This window comes from Algoriphagus yeomjeoni (assembly GCF_003259505.1).
Classification (GTDB): domain Bacteria; phylum Bacteroidota; class Bacteroidia; order Cytophagales; family Cyclobacteriaceae; genus Algoriphagus; species Algoriphagus yeomjeoni.
This window is the reverse complement of sequence record NZ_QLLK01000001.1, coordinates 395,743-410,722: the sequence shown is the minus strand read 5'-3', so window position 1 is coordinate 410,722 and position 14,980 is coordinate 395,743. Positions and strand designations below refer to the sequence as shown.

General features: G+C 40.0%; 11 protein-coding genes. 7 read left to right on the top strand and 4 right to left on the bottom strand.

The window, feature by feature from the left end:
• The first annotated feature begins 200 nt into the window (after nucleotides 1–200).
• The 5 genes from lysA to LV83_RS01675 all read left to right on the top strand — a co-directional run bounded on the left by lysA (nucleotide 201) and on the right by LV83_RS01675 (nucleotide 7,770).
• Entirely contained in the window at nucleotides 201–1,433 is a 1,233-nt protein-coding gene (gene lysA / locus LV83_RS01695; protein WP_111609783.1) for a diaminopimelate decarboxylase, read from the top strand.
• Nucleotides 1,434–1,657: 224 nt separating this feature from the next.
• On the top strand, nucleotides 1,658–2,701 hold the full coding sequence (locus LV83_RS01690; RefSeq protein ID WP_111609782.1) for a PorP/SprF family type IX secretion system membrane protein: 1,044 nt from the start codon (nucleotides 1,658–1,660) through the stop codon (nucleotides 2,699–2,701).
• A 379-nt stretch (nucleotides 2,702–3,080) separates the two neighbouring features.
• Complete coding sequence (locus LV83_RS01685) at nucleotides 3,081–5,159, top strand: T9SS type B sorting domain-containing protein (RefSeq protein ID WP_245946969.1); 2,079 nt, start codon at nucleotides 3,081–3,083, stop codon at nucleotides 5,157–5,159.
• Between the two features lie 3 nt (nucleotides 5,160–5,162).
• A complete protein-coding gene (locus LV83_RS01680; protein ID WP_111609781.1) occupies nucleotides 5,163–6,188 on the top strand; it encodes a PorP/SprF family type IX secretion system membrane protein in 1,026 nt (341 codons plus the stop codon).
• A 52-nt stretch (nucleotides 6,189–6,240) separates the two neighbouring features.
• Nucleotides 6,241–7,770 carry a cryptochrome/photolyase family protein gene (locus tag LV83_RS01675; RefSeq protein WP_111609780.1) on the top strand — a complete coding sequence of 510 codons (1,530 nt, stop codon included), beginning with the start codon at nucleotides 6,241–6,243 and terminating at the stop codon, nucleotides 7,768–7,770.
• A gap of 105 nt (nucleotides 7,771–7,875) precedes the next feature.
• Here the strand turns inward: LV83_RS01675 and LV83_RS01670 are convergent, their stop codons facing one another.
• A complete protein-coding gene (locus tag LV83_RS01670) occupies nucleotides 7,876–8,802 on the bottom strand; it encodes a mechanosensitive ion channel family protein (protein ID WP_111609779.1) in 927 nt (308 codons plus the stop codon).
• Between the two features lie 159 nt (nucleotides 8,803–8,961).
• Nucleotides 8,962–10,071, bottom strand: a complete 1,110-nt coding sequence (locus tag LV83_RS01665; RefSeq protein ID WP_111609778.1) for a TolB family protein — start codon at nucleotides 10,069–10,071, stop codon at nucleotides 8,962–8,964.
• A 161-nt stretch (nucleotides 10,072–10,232) separates the two neighbouring features.
• On the opposite strand from LV83_RS01665, the gene LV83_RS01660 reads away from it, so the two are divergent.
• Nucleotides 10,233–11,477 carry a M28 family peptidase gene (locus LV83_RS01660; RefSeq protein ID WP_111609777.1) on the top strand — a complete coding sequence of 415 codons (1,245 nt, stop codon included), beginning with the start codon at nucleotides 10,233–10,235 and terminating at the stop codon, nucleotides 11,475–11,477.
• Nucleotides 11,478–11,583: 106 nt separating this feature from the next.
• Here LV83_RS01660 and LV83_RS01655 read toward each other — a convergent pair whose 3' ends face one another.
• Both LV83_RS01655 and LV83_RS01650 read right to left on the bottom strand, forming a co-directional pair.
• Nucleotides 11,584–12,294: a hypothetical protein gene (locus LV83_RS01655; protein WP_111609776.1), complete on the bottom strand. Its 711-nt coding sequence runs from the start codon at nucleotides 12,292–12,294 to the stop codon at nucleotides 11,584–11,586.
• A gap of 177 nt (nucleotides 12,295–12,471) precedes the next feature.
• Nucleotides 12,472–13,509, bottom strand: coding sequence for a glycoside hydrolase family 43 protein (locus LV83_RS01650; protein WP_111609775.1), 1,038 nt, complete (start codon nucleotides 13,507–13,509; stop codon nucleotides 12,472–12,474).
• A gap of 168 nt (nucleotides 13,510–13,677) precedes the next feature.
• Between LV83_RS01650 and LV83_RS01645 the strand changes: the two genes are divergently transcribed.
• Nucleotides 13,678–14,790, top strand: coding sequence for a Fic family protein (locus LV83_RS01645; protein WP_111609774.1), 1,113 nt, complete (start codon nucleotides 13,678–13,680; stop codon nucleotides 14,788–14,790).
• Nucleotides 14,791–14,980: the final 190 nt, after the last annotated feature.

The following is a 14,980-nucleotide window of genomic DNA, read 5'->3' as shown; positions in this document are numbered from 1 at the left end:
AATCCTATAATCAGGCTAAGAAGAGAGGTTAACAATATTTAACCGCCTTAAATTGGGTACAAGGAGGTTAATTTGGCCTCCTTCAATTATATTTAAGCTTGGAAACAAAATTTTCTTAATTACACTATAACTTATGAAAATAGGGGGCAAATGCCTCCTTTTTTTGTTATTTGGCTATCTTTGCCCGCAAATTTCAGACAATGTCAGCACCTCAGCATCCTACTCAACTTCAGGAAATAAACATAGAATCTATTGCTCAAGAATTCGGCACGCCTGTATATATATATGATGGAGAAAAGATCGTGAGTCAAATCAAATCTCTCCTGACAGCTTTTGCCACTGTACCTCTGAAGATCAAATATGCCACTAAGGCACTATCCAATATCAATATTTTGAAATTGGTGAAAAAAGCCGGAGGAGGCGTTGATGCAGTTTCTATCGAAGAAGCCAAAATATGTATGCTAGCAGGGTTTTCGGCATCAGAAATCATGTATACTCCTAGTGGCGTTAACTTTCGAGAGGTTCAGGAGGCTGTGGAATTGGGAATAATGATCAATCTTGACAGCATTCCCTTAATGGAGGAGTTTGGTGCTGTTTACGGAAATACAAAGCCAGCGTGCATCCGTATAAATCCCCATATCATGGCTGGCGGAAATGCGAAAATTTCTGTAGGTCATATTCAAAGTAAGTTTGGGATTTCTATTCATCAGCTTCCCGAGATATTAGCTGTTGTGGAGAAATACAAGATCAACATCGTAGGACTTCATATTCATACTGGATCTGATATTCTAGATGCTGAGATCTTTTTGAGAGGTGGAAATGTGCTCTTTGAAGCAGCTATGAATTTCCCAAATCTCACTTTTCTGGATTTTGGGGGAGGCTTCAAAGTAGCCTATAAGGCTGGCGACCCCTCGACAGATATGGCGGAAGTAGGTACAAAAGTATCCAAAGCCTTTAATGACTTTTGCGAGAAATACGGGAGGAAATTGGAGCTTTGGTTAGAGCCAGGGAAGTTCCTGGTGAGTGAATCTGGCTATCTGGTGGTAGAATCAAATGTGGTGAAAAAGACGCCTCAAATCACCTTTGTGGGTGTTGATTCTGGGTTAAACCACCTAATCAGACCAATGATGTATGATGCATTTCATGATGTGTATAACCTAAGTAATCCAGCTGGAGATTTGCATCCCTATAATGTAGTCGGCTACATCTGCGAAACAGATACCTTAGCAAAAGACCGTATGCTTGCAAAAGTCAGTAAGGGAGATCTTTTAGTATTTAAAAATGCTGGGGCATATGGAATCAGTATGGCCTCTAATTACAATTCTAGGCTTAGACCTGCTGAAGTATTGGTTTGGGAAGGAAAAGCTCAATTGATAAGAAATCGTGAAATATTTGAGGATTTGATAAGAAATCAGGTCGAAATCGACATTTAATTCCTCCTTTAATAATTATTGAACCCTTTGGTATAATTATTGAATAGCATCAGCATTATTTCGAATGCGCTTCAATTGTGTTGTGCTTCAATAATAATGTTTTGAAACTCATTTGATTGAGCCCCAATCATAAGCCCTAGATGTTTCAAATCGTTAATTCATAATAATATAAACCTTGCCAATTTACAAATGCATAAATTTGTTTGGTCAAGGCATAATTGTCTATGTATAGGAGAATAATCGGTGTATTAATTACTATAGGGGCTATTTGTTGCATTTTTTCAGATGTAATAGCTCAAGATACCCAGTACTCTCAATTTTACGCTGCTCCTTTATATTTGAATCCAGCTTTGACTGGTGCTAGTGAACTTACCCGTGTAGGTGTAAATTACCGCAATCAATGGCCTGGCCTTGACCAAAACTTCAACTCCTACTCAGCTTATATCGACCATTATATATTTGACTATAATAGTGGTATAGGTTTAATTTTTAATGGAAGTCAAGAAAGCATGGCAAACCTATCCACCAATGAGATTGGCCTTTCTTACGCATACCGTTTGCAATTGAGTGAAAACACATTTTTCAGAGTAGGAGGCATGGTCAGTTATATGCAAAGAGATGCATTCTTCTCAGACTTGGTGTTTGGCTCTCAGATCGATATCATCAATGGAACAATTGGCGGGATCACAGATGAGCTCAATGGAATTCCGATTGATAGTCGCTACAGTTTTGTGGATTACAGTATTGGAGGTATGTTTTACTCTAAGAGGATCTGGCTCGGAGCTTCAGCACATCATCTTTCAGAACCAAATACATCTTTTGTAGAAGGTCAAATCTCAAAACTGCCAATGAAATTATCTGCCCAGGGTGGAATAAAGTTTGACTTGGGCGGAGGTCGAAGAAATTACTTTACACATTCTTATTCAGAACGATCTGTATCATTTGCTTTCAACTACAAACAACAAGATCCTTTCAATCAACTAGACATCGGAGCACAATTTTATCTTGAGCCGCTAGTACTTGGGATTTGGTATCGTGGAATCCCCACAAAAAACAACCTTCCAAATAATGAGGCATTCATTGGTTTGGTGGGCGTTTCTTTGGAAAATGGTCTTGACATTGGCTATTCTTATGATGTCACTATTTCGAAACTAGGACTTAGAAATAGTGGAGGTGCACATGAGATATCCCTCACTTATTCATTTTTATGGGGAGATTCGAAGAGCAGAAACCAGAGAGAACGAATTATTCCTTGCTTCAAATATTAAGCTGAAAAACAACTTGTTATACTTTTCAAGAAAAAATCTTGAAAAATTCACTTTTTTTTTTAAAAGCCTCTTTCTGAGGCTTTTTTGTTTTTATAATCATAAAAAAGCATCATTTCCTACTTTTTTTGACTATTGCAATATCTAAGGAAAAATAACACTTTTTTTAGATGCATTTCGTTTTAAGAACTTTTTGTCTGCCTCTTGCATAAAAGAATAATTCTATACTTATTTCGGAATACACCCCATTATAAAGAATATCATTTTGTTGTATATGACTTACATAAAATAATATTCTTAAAAATGAAATGCAGTAATCTTGATTTATAAGACAATTTTAGAAAGTTGAAAAGTCACCCAGCTTCCAACTTTAGTAAACCACATGACAAAGGTATGTTCTACATATGGCCTAATGATACTCAGCCTCTTTTGGTGCTTAGTGACCAGTGTATCTGTGTCAGCTCAGACCAAATTTGAAGGGTCAGAGCTAATTGCAAGCCAAAATCGGGTAGAGACAAATTCAGGAGTTGGAATTACTGTGGGGGTCTCAGGAAAACTTGCTCTTTGCTCACATTCGGAAAAAGGACATATTATCCTGGATGTTACAGGAGGTACTGCTCCGTATACTTATCGATGGAACACCCTTCAGACTACTAAAGACAGAACCAATTTATTCGCCGGTACTTATACTGTAGAAATCACTGATGCAGTCGGCAAAGTACATATCGAAAGAATTGTAGTTCAGCCACCTTATCCACTTATTCTCAACCCACTGGAGAAAACAGATGCAACTTGTGGATCTGGCATGGATGGTTCAGCGAAAATTAGTGTAAAAGTAGGGAGAGGAGAGCCTTACCAAATCACATGGAGTAATGGACTGAAAGATACCTGGGAAGCAACCAATCTGGCACCTGGTACCTATTCTGTTACAATTGCAGACATATATAATTGTGATGTCACCACCACCTTCGAGATCAAAGCTGCAGCAGAAGGAATGCAAGTAGCTGAAGCTATTCAAAACCTAAGTTGCTCTGGTCAAAATAATGGAGCTATTAATTTGGAGATCAAAGGCGGACAAGCACCTTATACATTCAAATGGAATAACGGGTCATCTACCCAAAATCTCACCAATCTTGCCGCAGGTACTTATAGTGTCTTAATAAAGGATCAAACCGGTTGTTCATTTCAAGCTTCATATACTGTCGAAGCAGCTACTTCGATGCAACTAAAAGAAACTGTTGTACCAGAAAGCTGTGCGGGTACAAGTGACGGAGAAATCCAAGTCACTACTCAAGGCGGTACTGCACCATATACTTATAAGTGGAGTAACGGACAGACTTCTACCAAGCTTAGCAATGTAATAGCAGGAAATTATTCTCTTACAGTTACTGATGCACTAGGCTGTACTGTAGAAAAGCAATTCAATATTGGAACGGCCTCAGCCCTCGAAGTGGAGTTAATTGAGCAAAGTGACATTACCTGTTCAGGGTCAAATTCAGGAGTTATCCGCTTAAACGTGAAAGGCAATTCTGGTAATTACACTACCAAATGGCTTGACGATCCAACTGCAGATTTAAATCGAGAGAATTTGTCTGCTGGCACTTATCAACTTCTAGTATCAGATGAAAGCGGCTGTTCTGTGAGTAAATCATTTACTATTGCGGACGCTCAGCCAATTCAAGCAAGAATAGAAACTGCCTTAGATGTGGATTGTACTATCGGCACGATCACAGGAGTAGCCTGGGTATCAATACAAGGTGGAGTTCAACCTTATAAAATCTCTTGGAGTTCAGGAGAAAATGATACCCGAGAAATCAATTTCAACACTTCAGGTAGCCTAAAAGTCAACATAACAGACGCTTTAGGCTGCACTTCTCAAACTGAAGTAAGAGTAGATTTCCCAACTCAAATCAACAAGGCGGGAAGACTTGATTTTGACTATAGAAAGTTAGAAATCAACAGCGAACCAGAAGTACAGGTTGACGAGGAAATCATCTTCGAAAGTGTCATTTCCGAAGAGTTTATAGGCTGGGAATGGTCGTTTGGCGATGGAAAAGCCTCAAAAGAAAAAGACCCAATTCACAAATTTGAGAATGCAGGCAATTTCGAAGTTATCCTTACAGCTTATGATATCTATGGCTGTTCCAGTACTGAGAAAAATATAATCCAAGTAAATGCCCCACTAGAATTTATTACCATACCAAATGCTTTCACCCCTAACGGAGATGGCCTGAACGATACGTTTATCCCCAAACTCAGGGCAGTAACCGAATTCTCCATGACAATTTTCAATACATGGGGAGAGAAAATTTATTCCACTTCAAGCCTAGAAACTAAAGGCTGGGATGGAACACACGATGGTCAGGCTTCACCCCCTGGCAATTATTTATATCAAATCACCTACACCTCCAAAGATAGTGAGCAAAACACCCAAACAGGAGGAGTCACCCTTATTAGATAGAATATGAAAAACGTTTATCTGCTGCTTGCTATGAGCATATTATGCCTAACTGTGAATGCCCAGGATATTCAATACTCACAGTTTTATGCTGCTCCATTGTATCTAAATCCAGCTATGACCGGCGCTTCAGAGATGACAACTATTGGCGTCAATTACAGAAATCAATGGCCTGGACTAGATCAATCTTTCAACTCCTATTCGGCCTATGCTGATCATTACATTTTCAGCGCAAACAGCGGTGTAGGGCTAATTGTCAACAGATCCGAACAAAGTATGGCAAACCTGAGCACGACTGAGATCGGAGCGACTTATTCTTACAGAATGAGGTTAGGATTTAGATCATTTTTGAGAATGGGTGGACAAGTAAGTTACATGGATAGGGATGCTTATTTTGGAGACTTAGTTTTTGGAAGCCAAATCGACGATCAAACAGGCGCCGTGGGTGGAAATAGCGGAGAAAGTCTAGGTGAGGGAATCAGTCATCAGTTTATGGACTACAGCTTCGGAATGGTTTTCCATAATGAAAACCTGTGGTTTGGACTTGCAGGACATCATTTGACACAGCCTAATATTTCCTTTCTAGATGGAGCAAACAGCAGATTACCACTGAAAATCTCTGCTCATGGAGGTGTGAAATTTGATCTTTCTGGAGGAAGCTCCAGTGAATACTTGAATCAAAAATTTGGCACCAAAGAATTGACTTTTGCCTTCAATTATAAAAATCAAGGTTCTTTTTCACAATTGGATATGGGAGCACAGATAAATATTCAGCCTTTAGTTTTGGGTGTTTGGTATAGAGGAATTCCTGTACAGCAAAGCGAAATTCCAAACCATGAAGCGATTATAGGATTGGTAGGAATATCTCTTGGAGGAGGACTTGACGTTGGATATAGCCACGATTTCACCCTTTCTTCACTTGGAAATGCCAACACAGGAGGTGCACACGAAATCAGCTTGCGTTACAGCTTTCTTGCCACCAATAAGCGCGGTGCAGGTAGGAAATCTTCCATGCCTTGTTTCAAGTATTGATCCAAACAAAATAGTGTGAAAAGGGCTTTAGTTTATTAAAAGCCCTTTTTTTATGCCCAAAACTTTACGGCTAATCCTCGGTGATCAACTGAATTCTCAACATTCTTGGTTTGAAGAGCAAGATTCTTCTATCACTTATTTGATGCTTGAAATGAGACAGGAGACTGATTATGTCCCTCATCATATTCAAAAGGTAATTGCTTTTTTCCTGAGCATGAGAAACTTTACCAAGGACCTTGAAACCAAGGGACACCAAGTAATTTATGTCAGTTTGGATGCCAAAGACAATAGCCAAAACTTGGAGGAAATGATCAACTCGATGGTTGATCAACACAACTTTGATCAATTCGAATATCAATTACCAGACGAATATCGATTAGATGAGCAATTGAAAACTATTGGTAAAAATCTAGGTATACCGTGCCGAGGAGTTGATTCAGAGCATTTTTTAACGGAGCGAGAATATGTCAAGGACTTCTTTCAGGGAAAGAAAACCTTTGTGATGGAGAGTTTTTACCGGCAAATGAGAAAGGACTTTGATATCCTCATGGATGGGAAAGAACCACTTCAAGGAAAATGGAATTTTGACCATGAAAACAGGTCTGCTCTAAAAGACAAACGCTTGATTCGCAAAGCCAAAAAACACCAAAAAGATATCTCCGAGATTCTTGAAATGGTGCAAAAAGCTGATGTTAAAACTATTGGGAAAATAGATGAAAATACATTTGCTTGGCCCTGTTCGAGGGAAGAAAGCCTAGAGGTTTTGGATCATTTTTGTAAACACTTACTTATCCATTTCGGAGACTATCAAGACGCCTTGACCACCTGGGATCCCTTTTTATTTCACTCCAGATTAAGTTTTGCTTTAAATACCAAAATGCTTTCCCCGCTAGAAGTAGTACAAAAAGTAGAAGCCTACTGGAAAGAACACCAATATGAAATTGATATATCGCAGGCAGAAGGATTCATCCGGCAGATTCTAGGCTGGAGAGAATACATGCGCGGGATTTATTGGGCAAAAATGCCGGATTTCGCAAACATGAACTTCTTCAACCATAAAAGAAAGCTACCTGAATGGTTTTGGACTGGAGAAACCAAAATGAAATGCCTAAGCCATTCAATTGGACAATCCTTAGAACTTGCTTATGCGCACCACATTCAGCGCTTGATGGTCATTGGCAACTTTGCTTTGCTTGTCGGCATTCATCCAGACGAAGTGGATCAGTGGTACTTGGGCGTATATATCGATGCCATCGAATGGGTGGAAATCACCAATACGCGTGGGATGAGCCAGTTTGCTGATGGAGGAATTGTTGGCACAAAGCCTTACGTTTCCTCAGCAAACTACATCCATAAAATGGGTAATTATTGTGGACATTGCGCATATAGCCATACCAAAAAAGTTGGAGAGGGCGCTTGTCCTTTCAATAGTCTTTACTGGCATTTCTATGACCGTAACAGAGAAAAGTTGGAAAATAACCCCAGAATTGGAATGGCTTATCGCACACTGGATAAATTGAAAAATAAGGAAGAATTAATGAATCAGGCGGTAGAATATCTAAAGAATTTGGATGCTTTATAACCTTTGAGCGAAGGTAAATTTAAACTCTCAACCACCAAACCTTCTTTTTGGAAAGGCAACTTAGGCGAGATTGTTACCTAAAAACAAAACAGCGATACACCAAGATCATGTATCGTTCATAGACTTTTGAGTCATCTCCACTCGAGTTTTAGGAAGGCTTTCTGGATAATTTTTCTGAATAAACTCTATCATTTTCTCTCTCACATATACCCTTAAATCCCAGGCTGTAGGAGAATTTTTAGCACTTACCAAAATACGTGTTTCCACTGTAAATTCTTTAGCATCTGACACTTGGAGCACCTTTACTTTTTTATCCCACAAATTTGTGGTCTCTAAAACCCGATCTAATTCTTTGCGAAGTTCATCGAAAGGAACTGTATAATCTGTGTAGAGAAAAACTGACCCCAAAAGATCTGCAGACGTTCGAGTCCAATTTTGAAAAGGGGTTTCTAGAAAATAGGTTGTCGGAAGCACCAGCCTTCTCAAATCCCAGATGCGAACTACGATGTAATTCAGATTGATTTCTTCTATCCAGCCCCATTCTCCTTCCACTACTACAGCATCTTCAAGTCGGAAGGGTTGTGTTACTGCGATTTGAATACCAGCGATTAAAGTCCCAATTGCCTTTTGAGCAGAGAAACCAATGATTATACCAGCAACTCCAGCCGAAGCGAAGAAACCAACACCAACCTTTCTTACAGATTCGAAGGAAATGAGTATCAATCCAACTCCTAGTAGCACTATGATGAAATTGGCAACTTTGACAAGGATATTAATTTGCGTAAGTACCTTTCTAGCCTTTAAATTATCTTCTTCAGACATATCGTATTGTCTGATAAAGATTTTCTTCAATATTTTCATCAGAACAATAAGGCACCAAGTAAATCCGCAAATAATCAACACAGTATTAATATGTGGCAGGTAGGACCATATTCCTTCCCAATCTTTTGATATGCCACCGTAATAAAGTTTAGTGAATGCTAATCCTACGGTTATCAAAAGAGGAATTACCAATCGGGTATAATATTTCATATGCTCATTTTAAAAAGGGATTAAGAATTTGGACTGAGTTTCAGCCACTGAAAAAGGTAACTTTGGGCGAGTTAAGGCTAAAAATTATGAAATAGTAAGGAGAAAATCAAAAAGACCGCCAATTGTGACGGTCTTTCTGTGTTCGATTGCAGGCGATTGTTAATTTCCAATCCACTCGGCTACAAAGAGATTGGTGTCTCTTGTGCCACCGTTATTTCTGTTGGATGAAAAGACTAGGTACTTACCATCATTTGAGAAAACAGGAAATGCATCAAAAGTCCCGTCGTGTGTAATACGAGTCAAGCCAGTTCCGTCCAAAATGATCATAAAAAGGTTGAAAGGATAGCCTCTTTCAGTCTGGTGATTTGAGGCGAAAATGATCTTTTCTCCAGACGGATGAAAGAATGGAGCCCAGTTGGCTTTGCCCAAATCAGTTATTTTTTTGACGTCAGTTCCATCCGCATTTGCAACGAATAGCTCCATGCTTGTAGGCATCACCAACCCTTCATCAAGCAGGTCTTTGTAGACTTTTACATCTTCTTCAGAGGTTGGTCTGGAAGCTCGCCAGATGATTTTGCTGCCGTCTGGGGAGAAAAATGCTCCTCCATCGTAACCCAATTCTGAGGTAATTTGCTTCACATCCGTACCATCAATATTCATGGTATAAAGTTCCAAATCACCAGATCTTAAAGAAGTGAAAACAATTCTATCCCCCTTTGGAGAAACGGTTGCTTCTGCATCGTATCCCGGTTCATCTGTCAGTTGAGAAATGATATTCCCATCCATATCTGCAGTGAAAATATCAAAGCTGTCATAGATAGGCCAAACGTATTTTCCATCAGTTCTAGGCTCAGGAACTGGAGGGCAATTCTCACCTCCAAGATGTGTAGAAGCATAAACGATACTCTTATTGTCTGGAAGAAAATAGGAACAGGTAGTTCTGCCCAAACCAGTACTCAGACGTTTTGGAGTATTATTTTGCAAATCATCGGTCTTCCAATTTGTATAGAAAACTTGGTCACACTCAGCTCCCCATTCGCTGTAGTCGGATTGAAAAACCAGCATAGAATCATCAAAAGACCAATACGCTTCCGCATTATTTCCACCAAAAGTCAGTTGCTTGATATTTTTCAAATACTTCATTTCCTCAGGCGTCAACAATAAGGAATCAGATGCCGAATGAACTTCAGTTTCTATTTCTGTTTGAACATCTTTTTTAGGACTGCAGGCAAAAGAAAGTAGCAGGAAGGCAACAAGAATTTGTCTCATTTTTGAATTGAATTTTTAGAATTGCTGCGCAAAGTTACCATTTATTATCTTTGACGAAATATGATAAAAAGCATGAAATCGAGCGGTTCTCATGCGACCAGTAATCAGAAGCTTATTAATTGCGAGATTGCTTGTAGCCAAATAAAAATACTAATCAATAAATGAAATTTCTGTCTAAATATTCACTTACTGCCGTTGCAGCAGCATTGCTTACTTGGAGTTGTGATACTGTTCCAACGGATGAAAGCCTAAAAGCTGGACTGAAAGAAGATGTGACCTTTCTAGCTGCAGATGATCTAGGTGGTCGAGCGATTGGCACAGACGGCGAGCAAAAAGCTGCGGACTATCTTGCAGTTGAATTCAAAGAAATCGGTCTTATTCCCAAAGGAACGGAGGAATATTTTCAGCCTTTCACCGTATCAAAGCCAACTAATCCTCATGAGGAAGCCGTAATCGGAACGGATGGAGAAGGTGTGACAGGAAGAAATGTGATCGGCTTTATCGATAACAAATCTGAAAATACTATCGTCATCGGAGCGCACTTTGATCACTTGGGAATGGGGGGACAAGGTTCACTTCATCGCGGTGATTCTGCTATTCACAATGGAGCAGATGACAATGCCAGCGGTACGGCTGCTTTGGTAGCTTTGGCGAGAATTCTGCAACATGAGGAGCACAAAAGCAACTTTCTGTTTATTGCTTTCTCAGGTGAGGAAAATGGTCTTTGGGGTTCGAATTATTTCGTGAAAAACCCTACGATCGATCTTACACAAGTCAATTACATGATCAATATGGACATGGTGGGTCGATTGAATGCTGAGAAAACGCTGGCGATCAATGGCGTGGGAACTAGCCCAAGTTTTGTCCCTTCATTAGATTTGGCGAATGCTGATAGCTTGAAATTGGTCACTTCAGAGTCAGGTGTTGGTCCTTCAGATCACACTTCTTTTTACCTGCAAGATTTGCCAGTTCTTCACTTTTTCACCGGTCAGCATGAAGATTATCACAAGCCTTCGGATGATTCCGAATTGATCAATTACGATGGGTTATTGCTTGTGGTAAAATACATAGCTCGCTTAATTGACCAATTGGACACTGAGCCTAAGCTTGCCTTCACTAAAACAAAAGATAGTTCTGGCGATTCTCCAAGGTTTACTGTTTCCTTGGGAGTTGTGCCTGATTACTTATACGATGGCAAAGGCATGCGAATCGATGGTGTGTCTGAGGACAAACCAGCACAGGCTGCTGGATTGATGAAAGGAGATGTGGTGGTGCAGATGGGCGACTCTACTATTGTGGATATGATGAGTTATATGCGGGCATTGAGCTCTTTCCAAAAAGGCGATGAAGTACTTCTTGGCTATGAAAGGAATGGTGCCAAAAAAGAAGTGAAAGTGGTATTATGATAAGTTGATTAGATCCTATTTTCTAGTTAAAAGAGACTTGTCAATGAAATCAAAACAGCCCTGAAAATTAATTTCAGGGCTGTTTTTTTATGGTAAGCTTTCCCTTTCAGTCAAAAAATGACCTTAGCCAAGCTGCGTCTTTTAAGCCATTAATTATAGGAATAAAAAGAATAGTTGCTACTAAGGTTAAAGCGTAGGAAAAATAGATTTTCTGTTGTTTCCGGTAATCTTTAACCATGAGAAAAAGAATAATCAAAATAATTAAAACCTGATTCCAGATGAATACATCCGTCCAGGCAAATGGGAAGTCAGAAAATTCTTTCGGCTGAAATATTGCACCGAGAGGAATAAATGAAAAACGCACTGTTCCTGGAGCTAAAACCCAAAATACCGTTGAGATCATCCATCGGGCATGCGACTGAGTATCTTTTGCATTTGCAATGGCAAGGACCACAGATAAGGTAAATCCAGTTATTGAAATCAGATCAACAAAAGCGAGACTGTATCTGACTGGATAAAGCGGTGAGAATTCACTCATGTTAGGTAAGCTTACTAGAATCATATTGACAGCAGATGCGATGACAAATCCTGCTACCAGCAAAGAAAACATTCCTACTTTTCTATGAACCTGAATGGGTCGATTGTGATAAAGCCATGGCTGAATAATCAAGCATACATACCACAAGGTGGCAGAAAGGCCGTGTAAATGCCAGTGAAACGGCGCAGTTTTAAAACCTGTCCAGTAGCCATAAAAACCTATTAAGGTGATAAGAAATGGCAGAATTAACCACAAATGGAGTTTTGGAAAAATTTTCATAGATAACTATTCAAAATTGACTGCTAAGAAAGACTTAAAATAGAATTGATTTATTAAAGAATAATCACTTGAATAGTTGGCTTTCAGTTGTTTAAATATAGATTTTTATTGTTGTAAAAAGAAAAATCCAGATGCGTTGAAACATCTGGATTTGGGAATTAAGTTTGCGCTATTTAGTTACTCTAGGATCGGATTTGCCTCCACTCCTTCGAAGGTCATTTTTATAGGCTTGATCGTTCCATCTTCGTTGAATTCCATTACATCAATTGCCGTTACACGATGATCTCTTCCTTCATTTGGAATCGGTCTGCGGTGATAGACCATGTACCAATCATCACTTCCAGGCTTTTGAATCACCGAATTGTGACCTGCTCCCATCGCAACAGTTGTATCAGACTCTAAGATGGTGTCAATTCGATCCCATGGCCCAGTGATTGTGTCCGCCATCGCATAGGCGACTTTATAGCTGGTATTTGTCCAGCCACCTTCAGACCACATGAAGTAGTATTTTCCTTCACGGATAAATACAAAAGGCCCTTCTACGTATCCTTCAGGCGTGATTTCATGGAAAAGCTCACCATCTTCCCAAGGCTCAAAACCTGTGAAATCAGCATTTAACTTCCCAATGTTACAGTGGCTCCAGCCTCCGTACAGCATGTAATAGGTGCCATCGGTGTCCTTAAAAACAAACTGGTCGATAGGCTGTGCATCGTTGTAAAACTCAGAAAGCAAAGGCTTACCAAGATGGTCTTTGAAAGGTCCACCAGGCGAATCAGCTACTGCTACACCCAGTCCGCCGAAGTGATTGATATCATTATTTGGATCCCATCCCTGACGGCTTGGACGCTGGATATCGTTAGCGGAAAAGAAAAGGTAATATTTTCCGTCTTTCTCGATTGCGGCTGGAGCCCACATCGCTTGCCTCGCCCACTTGATCGCAGCTGTATCAAGGATATTTGCATGCTTTTCCCAGGTCACCAAGTCTTTGGATGAAAAAGCATCGAAGTGCAATTGATCAGTGTAGCCCGCAGAGAAAGTTGGGTAAACCCAGTATTCGTCACCAAACACAATTCCTTCAGGATCGGCATACCAGCCTTCAAAAATGGGGTTTCCAGAGAGTTTTGGGGCTTCTTCTTCTACTTTGGTTTCTTTTGGAGCAGCGCATGCAAAAGCTAGGCATGATGCTAAAGTGTATAGAGTAATTCTCGTTTTCATCTAAATAGCTTGAGTGATTTTGAAATTTACAAACTGACAGCGAGAGGATAATGCCGATGACGGAAAATTGGGCATTTTTGGAGGTTTTATTAGCCATGAGCCGATTATCGATTCTATTCGGCTCATAATTTTGAATTTTTTGAGCCGAATAAGTTGTATATTCGGCTCATGAGTTATAACTGGGAACAGTCGGATTGGCCAAAATTTACTTATCACGAAGGTAAGTCTGGAAAAATACTGCTCGATTTTCTCATGAAATCAGGACAAATCTCTGGTGTAGTAACCGGTTTGTCCGAGGGAAATCAAACTGAGCTTCTACTAGAAATGATGGTAATGGAAGCAATTAAAACCTCCGAGATCGAAGGGGAGTTTCTTAGTCGCCCAGACGTAATGTCTTCTATCAAAAAGAATCTGGGAATCCATGAGGAGCAACCCTTACTTGTAAGAGATCAGCGTGCAAAAGGCATTGCCAAGCTGATGATCAAGGTCCGATCGGAATTTGCTGAAGACTTGACTGAAGAAATGCTTTTTGACTGCCATGAGCTGCTCATGGAAGGGAATCGCTATGTACGCGCTGGTCAATGGCGAGCAGATTCTTCGCCTATGCAAGTTGTTTCAGGGGCTATCGGGAAAGAAATTGTGCATTTCGAAGCTCCCCCTTCGAAGCAGGTTCCTTCAGAAATGAATGCCTTTATTTTATGGTTTAATGGAACTGCTCCGGGCAATACCAAGGAGATTAACAATCCGCTGATCCGATCTGCGATCACGCATTTATACTTTGAAACAATTCACCCATTTGAGGATGGAAATGGTCGTATAGGTCGTGCTTTGGCAGAAAAGGCGCTACATCAGGGTCTGGGTCATGCGACCTTGATCAGTCTTTCGAGCACTATTGAGGAGAAGAAAAACGAGTATTACGCTGCGCTCAAAGGTGGCCAACGCTCCAATGAGATCACGGATTGGTTGGACTATTTTGCCGATACTGTCCTGCATGCACAGCAAAGCGCAGAGCTATTGATCAATTTCACCTTACAGAAAGTCAAGTTTTTTGACCATTACAAAGATTTATTCAACGATCGACAAACGAAAGCCATCAACCGTATGCTAGCTGAAGGACCTGCAGGTTTTGAAGGTGGAATGACAGCTAAAAAATACATTGCGATCACCAAGGCATCCAAAGCTACTGCGACTCGCGATCTACAGACTTTGACGGAATTAGGAGTGTTTATACCACAGGGTGGTGGAAGAAGTGTGAGCTATGAGTTGAAACTTGAAAATTAGTAGCAAGTAGCAAGAGATAAGTATCAAGATGGTATAGCCAAGAGTCTAGAATCAAGATTCAGGATGTAAAATGAGTTATTGATGTAAGAGGTTCTTAGTGTTTATTAGCTGGCTTGTAAGACATTCCTTCCATTTTTTCCAATTGACCCGCTCAAAAAGGGGGATTTCTCCTATCTTTGTGCCTGCTTTT

Excerpts from the sequence above, each read along its gene's own strand:
- lysA (WP_111609783.1), top strand. The coding sequence starts at position 201 with ATGTCAGCACCTCAGCATCCTACTCAACTTCAGGAAATAAACATAGAA.
- LV83_RS01690 (WP_111609782.1), top strand. The coding sequence starts at position 1,658 with ATGTATAGGAGAATAATCGGTGTATTAATTACTATAGGGGCTATTTGT.
- LV83_RS01660 (WP_111609777.1), top strand. The coding sequence starts at position 10,233 with ATGAAATTTCTGTCTAAATATTCACTTACTGCCGTTGCAGCAGCATTG.
- LV83_RS01650 (WP_111609775.1), bottom strand. The coding sequence starts at position 13,509 with ATGAAAACGAGAATTACTCTATACACTTTAGCATCATGCCTAGCTTTT.
- LV83_RS01670 (WP_111609779.1), bottom strand. The coding sequence starts at position 8,802 with ATGAAATATTATACCCGATTGGTAATTCCTCTTTTGATAACCGTAGGA.
- LV83_RS01685 (WP_245946969.1), top strand. The coding sequence starts at position 3,081 with ATGACAAAGGTATGTTCTACATATGGCCTAATGATACTCAGCCTCTTT.
- LV83_RS01680 (WP_111609781.1), top strand. The coding sequence starts at position 5,163 with ATGAAAAACGTTTATCTGCTGCTTGCTATGAGCATATTATGCCTAACT.
- LV83_RS01645 (WP_111609774.1), top strand. The coding sequence starts at position 13,678 with ATGAGTTATAACTGGGAACAGTCGGATTGGCCAAAATTTACTTATCAC.
- LV83_RS01665 (WP_111609778.1), bottom strand. The coding sequence starts at position 10,071 with ATGAGACAAATTCTTGTTGCCTTCCTGCTACTTTCTTTTGCCTGCAGT.
- LV83_RS01655 (WP_111609776.1), bottom strand. The coding sequence starts at position 12,294 with ATGAAAATTTTTCCAAAACTCCATTTGTGGTTAATTCTGCCATTTCTT.
- LV83_RS01675 (WP_111609780.1), top strand. The coding sequence starts at position 6,241 with ATGCCCAAAACTTTACGGCTAATCCTCGGTGATCAACTGAATTCTCAA.